The organism is Howardella ureilytica (assembly GCF_054657495.1).
This window is the reverse complement of sequence record NZ_BAAHYP010000007.1, coordinates 75,807-91,705: the sequence shown is the minus strand read 5'-3', so window position 1 is coordinate 91,705 and position 15,899 is coordinate 75,807. Positions and strand designations below refer to the sequence as shown.

The 15,899-nt window shown below is 38.6% G+C and carries 11 protein-coding genes and 1 tRNA gene; 10 read left to right on the top strand and 2 right to left on the bottom strand.

The features are described 5' to 3' along the window. Positions 1–13 precede the first annotated feature (13 nt). Positions 14–172, top strand: a complete 159-nt coding sequence (locus tag ACYQ1N_RS04820) for an RICIN domain-containing protein (protein ID WP_459833415.1) — start codon at positions 14–16, stop codon at positions 170–172. Positions 173–289: 117 nt separating this feature from the next. Here ACYQ1N_RS04820 and ACYQ1N_RS04815 read toward each other — a convergent pair whose 3' ends face one another. Then, positions 290–1,018 carry a hypothetical protein gene (locus tag ACYQ1N_RS04815; RefSeq protein WP_459833410.1) on the bottom strand — a complete coding sequence of 243 codons (729 nt, stop codon included), beginning with the start codon at positions 1,016–1,018 and terminating at the stop codon, positions 290–292. Positions 1,019–1,304: 286 nt separating this feature from the next. Further along, a tRNA-Thr gene (locus ACYQ1N_RS04810) sits at positions 1,305–1,377 on the bottom strand. 135 nt (positions 1,378–1,512) lie between these two features. Between ACYQ1N_RS04810 and ACYQ1N_RS04805 the strand changes: the two genes are divergently transcribed. The 9 genes from ACYQ1N_RS04805 to ACYQ1N_RS04765 all read left to right on the top strand — a co-directional run bounded on the left by ACYQ1N_RS04805 (position 1,513) and on the right by ACYQ1N_RS04765 (position 15,682). Continuing rightward, positions 1,513–2,157, top strand: coding sequence for an HAD family hydrolase (locus ACYQ1N_RS04805; RefSeq protein WP_459833407.1), 645 nt, complete (start codon positions 1,513–1,515; stop codon positions 2,155–2,157). Positions 2,158–2,284: 127 nt separating this feature from the next. After that, entirely contained in the window at positions 2,285–6,058 is a 3,774-nt protein-coding gene (locus ACYQ1N_RS04800; RefSeq protein ID WP_459833406.1) for a phosphoribosylformylglycinamidine synthase, read from the top strand. Positions 6,059–6,094: 36 nt separating this feature from the next. Continuing rightward, positions 6,095–7,303: an NADP-dependent isocitrate dehydrogenase gene (locus ACYQ1N_RS04795; RefSeq protein WP_459833403.1), complete on the top strand. Its 1,209-nt coding sequence runs from the start codon at positions 6,095–6,097 to the stop codon at positions 7,301–7,303. Between the two features lie 174 nt (positions 7,304–7,477). Then, positions 7,478–8,530: a heat-inducible transcriptional repressor HrcA gene (gene hrcA, locus ACYQ1N_RS04790; RefSeq protein WP_459833400.1), complete on the top strand. Its 1,053-nt coding sequence runs from the start codon at positions 7,478–7,480 to the stop codon at positions 8,528–8,530. A gap of 35 nt (positions 8,531–8,565) precedes the next feature. Then, on the top strand, positions 8,566–9,168 hold the full coding sequence (grpE, locus tag ACYQ1N_RS04785; RefSeq protein WP_459833397.1) for a nucleotide exchange factor GrpE: 603 nt from the start codon (positions 8,566–8,568) through the stop codon (positions 9,166–9,168). A gap of 109 nt (positions 9,169–9,277) precedes the next feature. Further along, complete coding sequence (dnaK, locus tag ACYQ1N_RS04780; protein ID WP_459833395.1) at positions 9,278–11,149, top strand: molecular chaperone DnaK; 1,872 nt, start codon at positions 9,278–9,280, stop codon at positions 11,147–11,149. Positions 11,150–11,259: 110 nt separating this feature from the next. Then, on the top strand, positions 11,260–12,411 hold the full coding sequence (gene dnaJ / locus ACYQ1N_RS04775; protein WP_459833392.1) for a molecular chaperone DnaJ: 1,152 nt from the start codon (positions 11,260–11,262) through the stop codon (positions 12,409–12,411). Between the two features lie 281 nt (positions 12,412–12,692). Beyond that, positions 12,693–12,908 (top strand): hypothetical protein, encoded by a 216-nt coding sequence (locus ACYQ1N_RS04770; protein ID WP_459833390.1) that lies wholly within the window; start codon positions 12,693–12,695, stop codon positions 12,906–12,908. 83 nt (positions 12,909–12,991) lie between these two features. After that, a complete protein-coding gene (locus tag ACYQ1N_RS04765) occupies positions 12,992–15,682 on the top strand; it encodes an SHIRT domain-containing protein (RefSeq protein ID WP_459833387.1) in 2,691 nt (896 codons plus the stop codon). Positions 15,683–15,899 lie beyond the last annotated feature (217 nt).

Genomic DNA, 15,899 nt, shown 5'->3' with positions numbered 1-15,899 from the left:
TCAGCAATGGCAGATATACAGAGTAAAAGGTACAAATAATTTGGTATTTAAACATGCTTCCGGATATTGTGTAATGGATGTATGCGGTGCAAGCATGAATAACGGAGCAAATGTATGGCTCTGGTTCTACTCTAAAGGCAATGCGGCACAGCAGTGGAGAATAGTGCGTTGATGCTTTGTAAAGCGTGTTTAAATATTTAATAAAATCATTATTCAGTAAATAAAAAGCGATACGGTTTGAGGGGTCACCTCAAACCGTATCGCTTTTTATTTAGCATATTATTTTAAATTAAGACAGTCTGTCTGAAAAATTACTGCTGTATGTTTTGTAAACAGTCATAAGTACTCTTATATAAGATACAATATAAATTATGGCTGCAATGATTTCAATTACTGCCAAAAATACCGTAAATCCGGCAGCGACAGGATTTGAAGACTGTCCGTATACAATATAATTAGAAAAGGTGCTTGACAAAGATGAAAGATAAATTATTAAAATCAATACCTGACAGGCAACCGTAACGGTAAGTGAGATTGTATACCATCTTCTTAAACCAAAAATTCCCGCATATGTTATAGGAGCATTGTTTTCTTTTGCAATATCCATACAGCCGCTGAGTATTTCCGTAATGTAGAAAATGTTAAGAGCAGCATTTATGACAGAGAATATAATAGTATATATGGCAATTGAATAATAACCTTCTATGTAGCCGGAGATACTATACGTATGCATCGCATGAGAAACATTTGCGGATATTATTGCCGTTCCTATAAGTGTTGCCAGCTCCGCACCCGTATAAATATATGCTACGGTTCTTGCTTTTCTGAAGTGATCGCTATATCCGGTAATCTGAGATAATCCGTATATTGAAAGACCGATGGAAGCAATGATTACAATGGCGGAAAATATAAGACCTCCGATATTACCGGATACAAACATGTTGATAACACCGCCGATAAGATTAATAATGAAGCTTATAAAAACCATGAATAAGCCCCTAATATTTCTTTTATCCATTTATTCCCCTTTCTTAAATAAATAATATAATCCTGTATAATAATATAACGCATTTTGAATGAAAGCAATAAAAAGCGGTTATATACAATTCCGTTTTTTACAAAACAAAACAGCCCGATTAAAAGGGTTGCTTTTTTGTTTTTAAGGGAAAAAATGGGAGAGTTATGGGAAAATTTTTATGTAATATTATGCCGTAATACAGTAATTTTAAAAATATAAAAACGGCTCAACATGGCATAAATACTGCATTTATGTCACGCTAAGCCGTTCTGCGCCGTAATAAAAAAGCTACTGACCGGACTCGAACCGGTGACCTGCTGATTACGAATCAGCTGCTCTACCAACTAAGCCACAGTAGCAAAATATAACCGTATATATATTATTATATATGGCGGATATAAAAGTTACGAATGCAAAATATTATAAAGTTGCATAATCGGTAAATATACTTTACATTAGTAAAGCAAGTACAATATTAAAGCAGGTAAGGAAAAATGTCAATATTAAAAACAAACGGAATATTATTCGATTTGGACGGAACTCTATGGGATTCAACATCGGAGATTGCCGATGCTTGGAATGAATTGATAAAAATAAAGGGAGGAGTGGACAGACCTCCCATTACAAAAGAAGAATTACATGGGTGTATGGGGTTACCGATGTACTCCATAGCGGCTAAACTGTTTCCTGATATGCCGGAAAAGGACAGGAATAATTTAATGGATGAAATGGGAATATTTGAAAATGATTACTTAAGAGAAAGGGGAGCAAAGCTTTTCGACGGAATAGAGAAAGTAATAAACGAAACTTCCGAAAATGTTCCGATTTTTATCGTCAGTAATTGCCAGTCCGGATATATAGAAGCATTTCTTCACGCTCATAATTTTGAAGACAGGATAACGGATAAATTATGTTGGGGTGACACAAGGTTATCAAAGGGAGAAAACAATAAACTCATTATTGAAAGAAACGGAATAACGAAGCCGATATATATCGGTGATACCGACGGTGACTCAAAATCAGCGGCATTCGTAAATGCGCCTTTTATTTTTGCTTCATACGGATTCGGACATACCGACAATTATGACGCAAAGGTGGAAAAGCCGGAGGAAATATTGGATATAATAGAATATTTATAACTTTATACAGGATAAATTACTTAAAAATATGTTTATTGTCCGATTTAAAAGCCATATTTTATTTCATATAACATCACTATTATGTTAGAATAAAAAAAGTTTTAATAATCTGTAAGGAGAACATACGATGGGTAGCGTAAGAAGACTTTATGTTGAAAAAAAGAAAGAATTTGCTGTAGAAGCCGAAAAGCTTGCTTCAGAAATTAAGAATTATTTAGGGCTTACAAATGTTTCTGATGTAAGAGTAGCGGTCAGATACGATGTTGAAAATATATCCGACGACATATTTGAAAGAGCCGTTAACGGTGTATTTTCCGAGCCTCCTCTTGATAATTATTATAAGGATAAATTGGAAGTATCAGATAATGACTTTGTTATAAGCGTAGAATACTTACCGGGACAGTTCGATCAAAGAGCCGACTCTGCAGAACAGTGTATTGCTCTTCTCGGCGAATCCGATGTTATTGTCAAATGTGCTTCTACATATGTAATAAGCGGTAATCTTACAGATGATGATAAAAATAAGATTAAAAACATACTTGTTAATCCTATAGATCAGAGAGTTGCGGATGAGAAATTATGTGATACTCTCGAAATGTCATATGCGACTCCAGAAGATGTCGAAATACTGGAAGGATTTACGGGACTTAACCGCACACAGCTGGAAGAAAAGTATAATGAACTTTCTCTTGCCATGACATTTGCCGATTTTAAGCTTATACAGGGATATTTCCTGACTAAGGAGAGGAGAGATCCTTCAATTACGGAAATCAGGGTTCTTGATACATATTGGTCGGATCACTGCAGACATACGACATTTGCCACGGAACTTAAAAAAATTACCGTTAACGAAGGATATTATAAGTCATCTATTGAGAGAATTCTTCGTGAATATACAAGAGATCACAACAAAATAAGCGGCGAGAAGAAGGGCAAGTATGTTTCATTGATGGATATGGCTACCCTCGCGGCAAGAAAGCAGACTGCGGAAGGAATTCTTACCGACCAGGAAAAGACCGATGAAATCAATGCATGCTCAATAATTGCGCCGATCACCGTAGACGGTAAGGAAGAAGAGTGGCTTATAAACTTTAAAAACGAGACTCACAATCATCCTACGGAGATTGAACCTTTCGGAGGCGCGGCAACATGTCTCGGCGGTGCGATAAGAGATCCTTTATCAGGCAGAACCTATGTATATCAGGCCATGAGAATTACCGGAGCGGCAGATCCGAGAACAAGCGTTGAGGATACTTTAAGCGGAAAGCTTCCGCAGAGAAAGATTGTAACGGAAGCGGCTCACGGTTACAGTTCATACGGAAACCAGATAGGTCTTGCAACGGGTCTTGTTAAAGAGATTTATCATCCGGACTTTGTCGCAAAGCACATGGAATTAGGTGCGGTTCTCGGTGCGGCGAAGAGAGAGAATGTTATAAGAGAAACTTCGGATCCCGGAAATATTATTGTATTGCTCGGAGGAAGAACAGGCCGTGACGGAATAGGAGGAGCAACAGGATCTTCAAAAGCTCATACAAACGATTCCATTGATGAATGCGGGGCTGAAGTACAGAAGGGTAATGCGCCTACGGAGAGAAAAATCCAGAGATTGTTCAGAAGACCGGAAGTAACGAAGCTTATAAGAAAATGTAACGACTTCGGTGCAGGCGGAGTATCTGTTGCCGTAGGAGAACTTGCGGACGGTCTCCTGATAGATCTCGATAAGGTAACAAAGAAGTATGAAGGTCTTGACGGAACGGAACTTGCCATATCTGAATCACAGGAGAGAATGGCGGTGGTTCTTGACAAGAACGATGTTGACGCATTTCTGGCATATGCAGCCGAGGAAAACCTTGAGGCAACTCCTATTGCCGAAGTGACAAAGGAGAAGCGACTTGTTATGAAGTGGAGAGACAAGGTTATCGTTGATATTTCACGAGAATTTCTTGATACAAACGGCGCTCACCAGAAGACGACTGCCGCAATCAATTCTCCGAGCGAACCTGTTACATACGGCGAAGGTTTTGTTGCTCCTGAAGTTACATCATTTAAAGAACAGTGGATTAAAACTGTATCGGATCTTAACAACTGCTCTCAGAGAGGTCTTGTTGAGATGTTCGATTCTTCAATCGGAGCGGGTACCGTTACCATGCCTTACGGCGGAAAATATATGTCTACGGAAATGCAGACAATGATAAGCAAAGTACCCGTATTGGAAGGATCAACCGATGCGATAACATATATGAGTTACGGCTATGACCCATATCTTTCAAGCTGGAGTCCGCTTCACGGTTCAATATATGCGATACTTGAATCTCTTTCAAAGATTGTTGCAAACGGAGCAGACTACAGAAAAGCTCATTTATCGTTACAGGAATATTTCGGTAAAATGACGGATGATCCCGAACGTTGGGGACTTCCTACGGCTGCTCTTCTCGGAGCGTACAGTGTGCAGAACGGACTTAAGGTAGCGGCTATCGGAGGAAAAGACAGTATGTCGGGAACATTTGAAGATATAGATGTTCCTCCTACTCTTTGTTCGTTTGCTGTTGCGGTAGGAAAAGAAGACGAAGTTGTTACTCCTGAATTAAAACAGGCCGGCAACCTTCTTGTTAAGCTGTACATTAAGAAGGATGACTATGATTTACCTGTATATGAGAGAGTAGCTCTGCTGTACAATGACATTTACAGAATGATGCGAAACGGTACGATAGTTTCTGCATATGTTGCTGACAGACAGGGTATTTCGGCAGCAATTTCCAAGATGGCATTCGGCAGCGGATTGGGTGTTGAATTAAATGACGACGTTTCATATGCCAATATATTTGCTCCGTCATATGCAGACTTTGTGGTTGAAATTCCTGCAGACAGAGAAAAGGAATTTTACAGAATCGGTAACAATGACAGAGTAATCCTCGGAAAGGTAATCGACGAACCGGTAATTAAATATAAAGAAGAAATTCTTAAGTTAGATGAAGTAAAGGCAGCGTGGGAAGGTACGCTTGAGGACGTTTATCCTACGAAGTCCGGAATTGAGATTTCCGAGAATATCAATGCCGATGATTATTCTGAAAAAGAAATATATATATGTAAGAATAAAGTGGCTAAACCAAGAGTATTTATTCCTGTATTCCCGGGCACGAATTGCGAATATGATACTGCAAGAGCATTTGAACTTGCCGGTGCGGAAACAGATGTAAAGGTATTTAAGAATCTTACGGCTGACGATATCAGGGAGTCTGTGGATACATTTACGAATGCCATTAACAATGCCCAAATCATTATGTTCCCGGGAGGATTCTCGGCGGGCGACGAACCGGAAGGCTCAGCAAAATTCTTTGCTACGGCATTCAGAAACGAGAAAATGTCAGAAGCGGTAAATAAGCTTCTCAACGAAAGAGACGGACTTGCTCTCGGCATCTGTAACGGTTTTCAGGCTCTTATTAAGCTTGGACTTGTTCCGAACGGAAAGATTACGGGACAGGATGTCAATGCTCCGACTCTTACATTTAATACAATAGACAGGCATATAGCAAAACATGTATATACAAGAGTAGTTTCCGATAAGAGCCCATGGCTTGCGGGAGCCGAACTCGGAGGAGTTTACGCTCAGCCGGTTTCACACGGTGAAGGTCGTTTTTATGCAAGTATTGAAGTTGCAAAAGAATTATTTGCAAACGGACAGGTAGCTACAAGATATTGTGATGCCGACGGAAACATCTCAATGGATGAATCAATCAATATTAACGGTTCCGTTGCCGCCATAGAGGGTATTACAAGCAGAGACGGAAGAGTATTCGGTAAGATGGCTCATCCTGAGAGAATCGGAAAGTCCGTTGCCGTTAACATTTTCGGCGAACAGGATATGAAGATATTCGAATCAGGCGTTAAGTACTTTAAATAATCTAAAAACTGATAATTTTTGAGAAAAGAGATATATATGGAAAAGATTAAAATGACAACTCCTCTTGTCGAAATGGACGGAGATGAAATGACAAGAGTATTATGGCAAATGATTAAAGATGAACTTTTATTGCCTTTTGTTGAATTAAAGACCGAATATTATGATCTCGGACTTGTACACAGAGATGAAACCAATGATGAAGTTACAAGAGAGTCGGCTCTTGCAACAAAGAAATACGGCGTTGCGGTTAAATGTGCAACCATTACACCAAATGCAGCCAGACAGGAAGAGTATAATTTAAAGGCTCTTTATAAAAGCCCGAACGGTACAATAAGGGCTATTCTTGACGGTACGGTGTTCAGAGCTCCTATCATCGTAAAAGGCATTGAACCGTATGTGAGAACATGGAAAAAGCCTATCACCATTGCAAGACATGCATACGGCGATGTATATAAGGCGTCTGAAATGGTTATTGACGGACCGGGTAAAGCAGAAATCGTGTTTACGGGAAATGACGGCTCCGAAAAGAGAGAATTGATTCACGAATTTGACGGCGCGGGTATCGTTCAGGGAATGCACAACCTTGATAAATCCATCGAAAGTTTTGCAAGAAGCTGTTTTAACTTTGCTTTAGAGACAAAACAGGATTTATGGTTTGCAACGAAGGATACAATTTCAAAAAAATATGACCATACATTTAAGGATATATTCGGTGAAATTTTTGAGGCGGAATACAAAGGAAAGTTTGCGGAAGCAGGAATTGAATATTTCTATACACTTATTGACGATGCGGTTGCAAGAGTTATGAGATCGGAAGGCGGATATATCTGGGCATGTAAGAATTACGACGGTGATGTAATGAGTGACATGGTTGCTTCCGCATTCGGTTCTCTTTCGATGATGACATCCGTTCTTGTATCGCCGGACGGAAATTTTGAATATGAAGCCGCTCACGGAACGGTGCAAAGGCATTATTATAAATATAAGAAGGGTGAGAAAACATCAACCAATCCGATTGCAACCATATTTGCGTGGAGCGGAGCCCTAAGAAAAAGAGGTCAGCTTGATAACAACGAAGAACTTGTCGTGTTTGCCGATAAACTTGAAAAGGCTTGCATCGACACCATTGAATCAGGCAAGATGACGGGAGATTTATCAAGAATTTCGACATTGGAAAATAAAGAAACTCTTGAATCAGAGGAATTTATTAAAGCAATAAGAACAACTCTCGAAACATTATTATAATTATTAACAAAGAATAAAAAACACAGGTGAGATGTAAAACATTTCTTAAGCCTGTGTTTTTTTATATTTTCCTGTTGACATCAAATATTGATAGTGCTAATATTTCACATAAAGATATTAGCACTCCAATAATATGAGTGCTAACAAAGAAATCAGGAAAGGAGTGATTCATAAGTGGAGCTGGATGAGCGCAAGAAAAAGATATTGAATGCCCTTATTGAGAATTATCTTGAAACGGGAGAGCCGGTCGGTTCGAGAACGATTTCCAAATCTTCTGACTTGTCGCTTAGCTCGGCAACAATTAGAAATGAGATGGCCGATCTTGAGGAAATGGGATTAATAGTTCAGCCTCATACATCAGCAGGCAGGATCCCGACGGATGAAGGTTATCGATTTTATGTGGAGTCACTGCTTAACAGTCATAAGATTGAGGTTAATAAGAAAGAACGGCAGATTAAGGCTAAACAGGATGAGATAGACGATCTGAGAAAGATGCTTAACAGCAACGGACAGGTTGATGATGTTATGCAGAATTTGGCAGGCATGCTTGCTGAAAACACTAATTACGCAACAGTGGTTATGTCGTCTTACGGAGACGGAAACAGGATTAAATTTATTCAGCTTTCAAAATTAGAAGAGAACAAAATTCTTGTTGTGGTTGTTTTGGAAGGTAATTATATAAGGAATAAAGTTTTTCTGCTTGATAACGACATAACAAACGAAGCAATAAGCAATTTGAACATTATGATCAATACATCAATTGCCGGGCTTACAACCAAAGAACTTGAAAAACAGATTCAATTACTTGGAGAAAGCGATAATTCACGGGATAAGATTCTTTGCGACATGTATTCCATTATAGTTGATACTATACATAATACGGACGATGTTCATATGTATACTTCAGGTACGACAAATATATTCCGTTATCCGGAATTGTCGGTATCCGATACGGCGAGAGAGCTTATAACAACATTTGAAAAGAAACATGCACTTTCGGATTTTATGAATAACAACAGCGACGGTACGGGAATAAAGGTATACATAGGCAAGGAAACATCTATCGAAGCCATGAAAGATTGCAGTATTATTACAGCGACCTATGATTTGAGCAACGGAGTTAAGGGAACGATAGGTATAATAGGACCGAAAAGAATGGACTATGAAATGGTTCTTGAAACATTGAACAATATAAGACTCAGGCTTGACGATTTATTTGATAAATAGATTGAATAAGAATTAATATTTCGGAGGATTTGATTGTGGGTAAGAAAGAAGATAAGAAGTCAGAAGATATTCTCGGCGAAGACGTAGAAGCAGGAGCCAAAGCAGCAGCCGCTGCCGCGGAAGAAGCCGATAAAGAAGACGTTATACCTGAAGAGGGAGTAGGTATTGAGCAGGCTGCCGAAGACATAATTACAAAAATGCAGCAGCAGGAAGCTACAATAGTTTCTCTCGAAGATCAGGTAAAACGTCAGATGGCGGAATTTGACAACTTCAGAAAGCGAACCGAAAGAGAGAAAGCGGATATGTTTGATTTCGGAGCGATAGATGTTGTCAAAAAACTTTTGCCGATTGTAGACAACTTTGAAAGAGGGTTTAAAACATTGCCTGAAGGCGAGGAGAAGACGGGATTTGCAACCGGAATGGAGATGGTTTACAAGCAGATGATGAAAATGTTTGATGAATTAAAAGTCACTCCTATCGAAGCCATCGGCAAGGAGTTTGATCCCGAACTTCATAACGCCGTACAGCATGTTGAAAAAGATGATGTGGGCGAAAATATCGTAGTTGAAGAATTTGAAAAGGGATACAAATATAAAGATACGGTTATAAGACACAGTATGGTTATAGTTGCAAACTGATAAAACATCTTTAACGAAAAGGTTTGTTTTCGACGGATGGAAACGTCTGAAGGCAACCATTTGTGATAAACATTTAAAAATAAGAACTTAGTTTAAGGAGATATATATTATGGGTAAGATTATTGGTATTGACTTAGGAACAACAAACTCTTGTGTAGCAGTTATGGAAGGCGGTAAGCCTGTTGTTATCGCAAACTCGGAAGGACAGAGAACAACTCCTTCAGTGGTTGCATTTACAAAGAGCGGTGAAAGACTTGTGGGTGAGCCTGCAAAGCGTCAGGCTGTTACAAACGCAGAAAGAACAATTTCTTCAATTAAGCGTCACATGGGAACAGATTACAAAGTATCGATTGACGGCAAGGAATACACACCTCAGGAAATTTCAGCCATGATCCTTCAGAAGCTTAAGGCTGATGCCGAAAGTTATTTAGGCGAACCTGTAACAGAAGCCGTTATTACGGTTCCTGCTTACTTTAACGATGCTCAGCGTCAGGCAACAAAGGATGCGGGAAGAATCGCAGGTCTTGATGTTAAGCGTATCATCAACGAGCCTACTGCGGCAGCTCTTGCATACGGACTTGACAACGAAGGTGAGCAGAAGATTATGGTTTACGACCTCGGCGGCGGTACATTCGACGTTTCTCTTATCGAAATCGGCGACGGTGTAATCGAAGTTCTTGCAACATCCGGTAACAATCACTTAGGCGGAGATGACTTTGACAAGAAGCTTATGGATTATATGATCGAAGACTTTAAGAATAAGGAAGGCATTGACTTAAGCAAGGATACAATGGCTCTTCAGAGAATCAATGTTGCTGCAGAGCAGGCTAAGAAGGAACTTTCAAGTGCCGGCAAGACAACAATCAACCTTCCTTACATTACGGCAACAGCAGAAGGTCCTAAGCATTTTGAAATGGAGCTTACAAGAGCTAAGTTTGATGAGATTACGGCTGACCTTGTTGAAAAAACTGCAGAGCCTGTTAAGAATGCTCTCAGTGATGCAGGCGTATCGGCAAGTGAATTAGGTAAGGTTCTTCTCGTCGGAGGATCTACAAGAATTCCTGCGGTACAGGAAAAGGTAAAACAGCTTACAGGCAAAGAGCCTAACAAGAGCCTTAACCCTGATGAGTGTGTTGCACTCGGTGCTTCGGTTCAGGCAGGTAAACTTGCCGGTGACGCAGGTGCCGGTGACGTACTTCTTCTTGACGTAACTCCTCTTACACTTTCCATTGAAACAATGGGCGGTATCGCAACTCACATGATTGAGAGAAATACAACAATTCCTACAAAGAAGAGCCAGATATTCTCAACTGCGGCAGATAACCAGTCTGCGGTAGATATCAATGTAGTACAGGGCGAAAGAGAATTCGCAAAGGACAACAAGTCTCTCGGACAGTTCAGACTTGACGGTATTCCTGCCGCAAAGCGTGGTGTTCCACAGATTGAGGTTACATTTGATATCGATGCAAACGGTATTGTAAACGTATCAGCCAAAGACTTGGGAACAGGCAAGGAACAGCATATTACAATCACAGGCGGATCAAACATGTCTGATGAAGAAATTGATAAGGCTGTTAAGGAAGCTGCACAGTTTGAAGCAGCGGACAAGAAGAAAAAAGAAGGCGTTGAACTCAGAAATGATGCCGACTCCATGATTTTCCAGACAGAAAAGGCTTTATCAGAAGTCGGTGATAAGCTTGATGCTGCCGATAAGGAAGCCGTAGAAGCCGATATTAAGGCACTCAAGGATTTAGTTGAGAAGGTAAAGGACAACGACGAGCTTACAAGCGAGCAGATGGATGAAATGAAGGCTGCCAAGGATAAGCTTGTGGAAAGTTCTCAGAAGGTTTTCGAGAAACTTTATGCAGATGCACAGGCACAGGCTAATCAGGCTGACGGTGCTGCGGCAGATAACGGAAACAAAGACGGTAAGAACCCATACGGTGACGATGTGGTTGACGGAGACTATAAGGAAGTTTAATCAATACCGTTTTACACAGATAATATATAAATATAGCACATAAGGGTCAGGTAAGGGTTAGTCTCATTACATTGACCCTTGTGTGGAGTAAACATAAATGAGGATTAGCGATGGCTGAAAAGAGAGATTATTATGAAGTGCTTGGCGTTAGCAGGAATGCCACAGAGAGTGAGATAAAAAGTGCCTACAGAAAGTTAGCCAAGAAATATCACCCTGATACTAATCCTGATAATGCTGAAGCCGAAAGTAAGTTTAAAGAAGCATCTGAAGCGTATTCGGTTCTTTCCGATGCCGAAAAGAGAAAGCAATATGATCAGTTCGGTCATGCGGCATTTGACGGAAACGGCGGTGCAGGCGCCGGCGGATTTGATTTCAGTAATATGGGAGATATATTCTCCGAATTTTTCGGCGGAGGAGGAAGCTTTTTCGACGGAATGTTCGGAGGCGGCAGAAGACGATCCGAGCGTGGAAATGCACCTCGAAAGGGCAGAGATCTTGAAGCCAATGTACGGATAGATTTAACAGAGGCGTATAAAGGCATAAAGAAGGAAGTTGAATATAACTATAAAGAGGAATGTGATTCCTGTCACGGTTCCGGCGCAAAGGCCGGAACAAGTCCGGAAACATGTAACAACTGCGGCGGCACGGGTCAGGTGGTTTATACACAGCAGTCGGTTCTCGGAATGCTTAGAAATGTAGGCGTATGTCCGGAATGTAACGGTAAAGGTAAAATCATCAAAGAAAAATGTGATAAATGCAGAGGCAACGGATATATTTCCAGAAAGAGAAAAATTCAGGTTGACATTCCTGCGGGAATAGATGACGGACAGTACATAAGACTGGCGGGAGAAGGCGATCCCGGAGAAAACGGCGGACCTAGAGGAGATCTTATTGTAGGTGTAAGAGTTGTCAATAAAACACGATTCGGAAGAAACGGAGAGGATCTGTTCACTGAAGTAACAATTTCATACCCTACGGCAGTACTCGGCGGCGAAGTTGAGGTGGAAACCATTGACGGCAAAATATTATATGACGTTAAGCCGGGAAGCGTATCCGGACAGAGAGTCCGTTTAAAAGGAAAGGGTATGCCTAATGTAAGAAATAACAGGTCATACGGAGATTTGTATATTACGCTTATTATTGATGTACCTACAAAACTTACAAATGAACAGAAAGAAGCACTTATCGCATACGACGAAGCACTTACGGGCAAAGAAAGAGACGATAAAGGCAGAAAGAAGAAAAAGTTTTTCGGTAAATAAAATATTTGCCGAAAAAAGCAAATATAATATTGCATAAATAAAATGCTCACAGCGTCAAAAGCATCTTTTGCCGTTGCAAGCATATAAAATTAATATTACGAACGGGTGTATGATTAATGAATTTTATTCGGAGACATATACCCGTTTTATTATGTCGAAAAAATACCCAAAAAGATTTTAACATTTTAAGAAAAATGCGACAAAAACTAAATAAAGTAAGAAAATTTATAAATTACTGGTAAAATTAAGATGTATTTTTTATACTAATCACGGGGGATTGTATGAAAAATATATTTGCAAACATAGAAAAGTTAAATAAAATCATTAGACAGACAGACAGACAGACAGACAGACAGACAGACAGACAGACAGACAGACAGACAGACAGACAGACAGCTAAAGTTGATTTAAATGTTTTTGTTACGCCTTTTTCGTTTTTAAAGTGGAAAAAGACGTTTTTTTCATATGAGAGGGGGTGGAGCGCCAATCCCCTCTAATGTAGTTTTGGATTTATACAGTGGTAATTGTATATTTATCATTAATTAAAATGATTAACTAAATTCAAGAAAGGAATGAAAAATTGAAAAACAGTTTAAACAGTAAGCTGAAAAATATCGGAAAAACCAGAAAAAAATTATTGACAGGTATGGCCTCTGTGACAATGATTTTTTCATCATTATTAGTTCCAACGACATCAGTTGTTCATGCTGAAGAAAATAATAAATGGGAAGAAATTGAAAAAGTACTAAATAAAGATGAGGCAACAAAAAGTGCCAGCATAACCAAGGCAAAACAAGAAATACCGGATGGATTTGTTGTTGATAATTCGGGAAAATATACATTTTTTATTTTAGAACTAAATGGTGATAATTTTTCTTTCAACAAGCAAGCAGGTACAAATTGGTATATTAGGTTATCAAGAGATTTTTCAACTTATGATGGAATCGTATACGCTGACTTGGTTAATAAAGATGATAGTTCTGTTGTGGAAAGTTTAGTTATCAGACCCGGAGAGAATAAAGAATTTCAACAAATAAAAAGCAAAAATATTGCAGCTTTTAATTTCTCTGTCAAAGTTGATGAAGCAACAATGGATGTTGAAGGAAAAAATGTAACATCATATTTTATAGGTATCGACTCAGGCATGGGTGGAGGAACCAAGAGTACAATTAGGTATTCGTCATTAGGAACTGAAAACGGATTACGATTAAACAATTGGTCAGGAGTAGTCCCGAGATCTCCAATTGAGCAAAGAACCATGTACTTGAAAAAAGAAGATGACAGCTTGCTTGCTCAATATACTCAAAGCGGCGGAATATATGGATTTAACTTTACATCCGCCGGTCCGGCAAAATTTGAAAACTACGAATTAGTAGAGGAACCTGAGAAAAAGGATGGAGTATTAGATGCTGTCACTCCCGGAACTTATGTAATTGACGACAGATTCAGTAATAAAAGAGCCAGAATTAAAATTAATACAAAGGAAGATGGCACCCAAAAGATTGCCATGCTTATTATAAATCCGGATCATCCAAATTTTGAAGAAAATTATAACAACAGTAATATGAATGCAGAGTTTCTGGATATAGTAAGATTACGAGATATTGTTATGAACTCTAATCTGCAAGGTGAGCAAATGCTTGATGAGTTCAATAAAACAAATCCTAACTATCTTCTTATGTATGTTTCTCAAGATATAGCCCCGGGAGCGTATAATGAATCACAAGACGGTGTTACCGGTACAGGAAGATGGGAATATACATTAAAAGAAGGCGATTTGACTGATGGTACAAAAACAATAATCGGTGAAGTACAGACACTTGACGGACTAACAAATGCATTCTTTACAGTTGGAAATTATACAATAAGAAAAAATAATAAAGAATATAAAATAGCCGGTTTAGAATCAGGGATGAAAAACAGTAATAATAAGGCTGATACAGATATTGTTTACCGTTATGCACCTAAGGGTGGATTAAAAGTGTTTTTTGTTAATACCAAAGGTGAGCAGATAAAAGATCCTGCCATTGTATATCAAAAAGCAGATAAAGGAACCAGATATAACACTGCTGATGTAAAAGAAAACATAATTCCTTTCGGCGGTAAAAAATATAGGTTTAAGGCAATTGATCCGGAAGGAGGAGTTAAAGAAGTTTCTGCTCCGGCAGCTGATGATTCAAGACAAATTGTAGAGATTACAGAGGAAGAGGGATCTGTAGAAACAAATACCATAAAAGAATTGACATATGTTTATGAAGAATTAAATCAATCATTAACAGTAGAAAAAAGTGTTGCAGAAAGTAAATATTCAAAAGTCGGAGATGTTCTTCATTATACAGTAGTCATAACAAATACAGGTGACGAAGTTTATGATGCTCTTGACATTAGAGACAGCCTTGTAGATTTTGCCAAGATGGATATCACGGAATCAAAAACAAATGATAATAAACTGGAAGTCGGTGAAAACTGGATATTAAACTATGAATATACAGTAACAGAGGATGATATTACAGCCGGTAAAGTTATCAACAAAGTTACGGTAAAAGATCCGCAAAACCCGGATGATCCCGGAGAAGAAGGTCAAACTGAAACACCTAAAGAAAAATTCTACAAAGTAACTCATGAATACAAATCGGGAACGCCTAATAAAGAGTTGCCGCAAGAAGTAAAAGACTTAACACCTAAAAATCAAGAGAATAAAAAGAATGGCGAAGATGTAACTCCTACTCCTCCGGAAAAAACTACGGTAGCGGTGAAAGACGGAGAGTGGGTGTTTGAAGATTACGACAGAGAAACAGGAAGAATCGAAAATAAAGATGAACACTTTGTCGGAACTTGGGTATTTAAGGAAACACCAAAGCAGAAGATCGGAAATGTATATGTAAAATATATTACGGAAGACGGACAAGAACTTGAGGCGGAAAAGCCTGTAAAAGTAAATGCTCCGATAGGAGAAGGATATACGACAGACAAAAAGAACTTTAACGGTTATGAATTTGTTAAAATGGAATCCGGATCCGCTCCCGGTAACGGAGAAGTGACAGAAACAGATCAGTATGTAGTTTATGTGTACAGAAAAGTTAACACAACTAATGAAAAACCGATTGTTTTAAATAATAACAATAATAATAGTAATAACGGAGGAACAATTTCGGTAAGTTCACCGAAAACAGGAGATTCAAGCAATATTTTATTATACAGCGGAATTTCAGTTGTTTCTTTAGCTTCTGTTGCAGTTATCCTTTACAAGAAGAGAACTGCAAATAAATAATATCTATATACACAATTAGATAAAAAGAAAGAAAGAAAGGTATAATTACTTTTCTTTCTTTTTGCTTTATGGATTATTATATTTTTGACATATGAAATATGCAGAATATAATATATGCAATTCTCGAAATTAATCGGGATTTTAATATATAATTAATTTGCAAGGCAGATATTTTTTTATATATAATCAAATAAATGCAACAAAAACATTTTAAAAA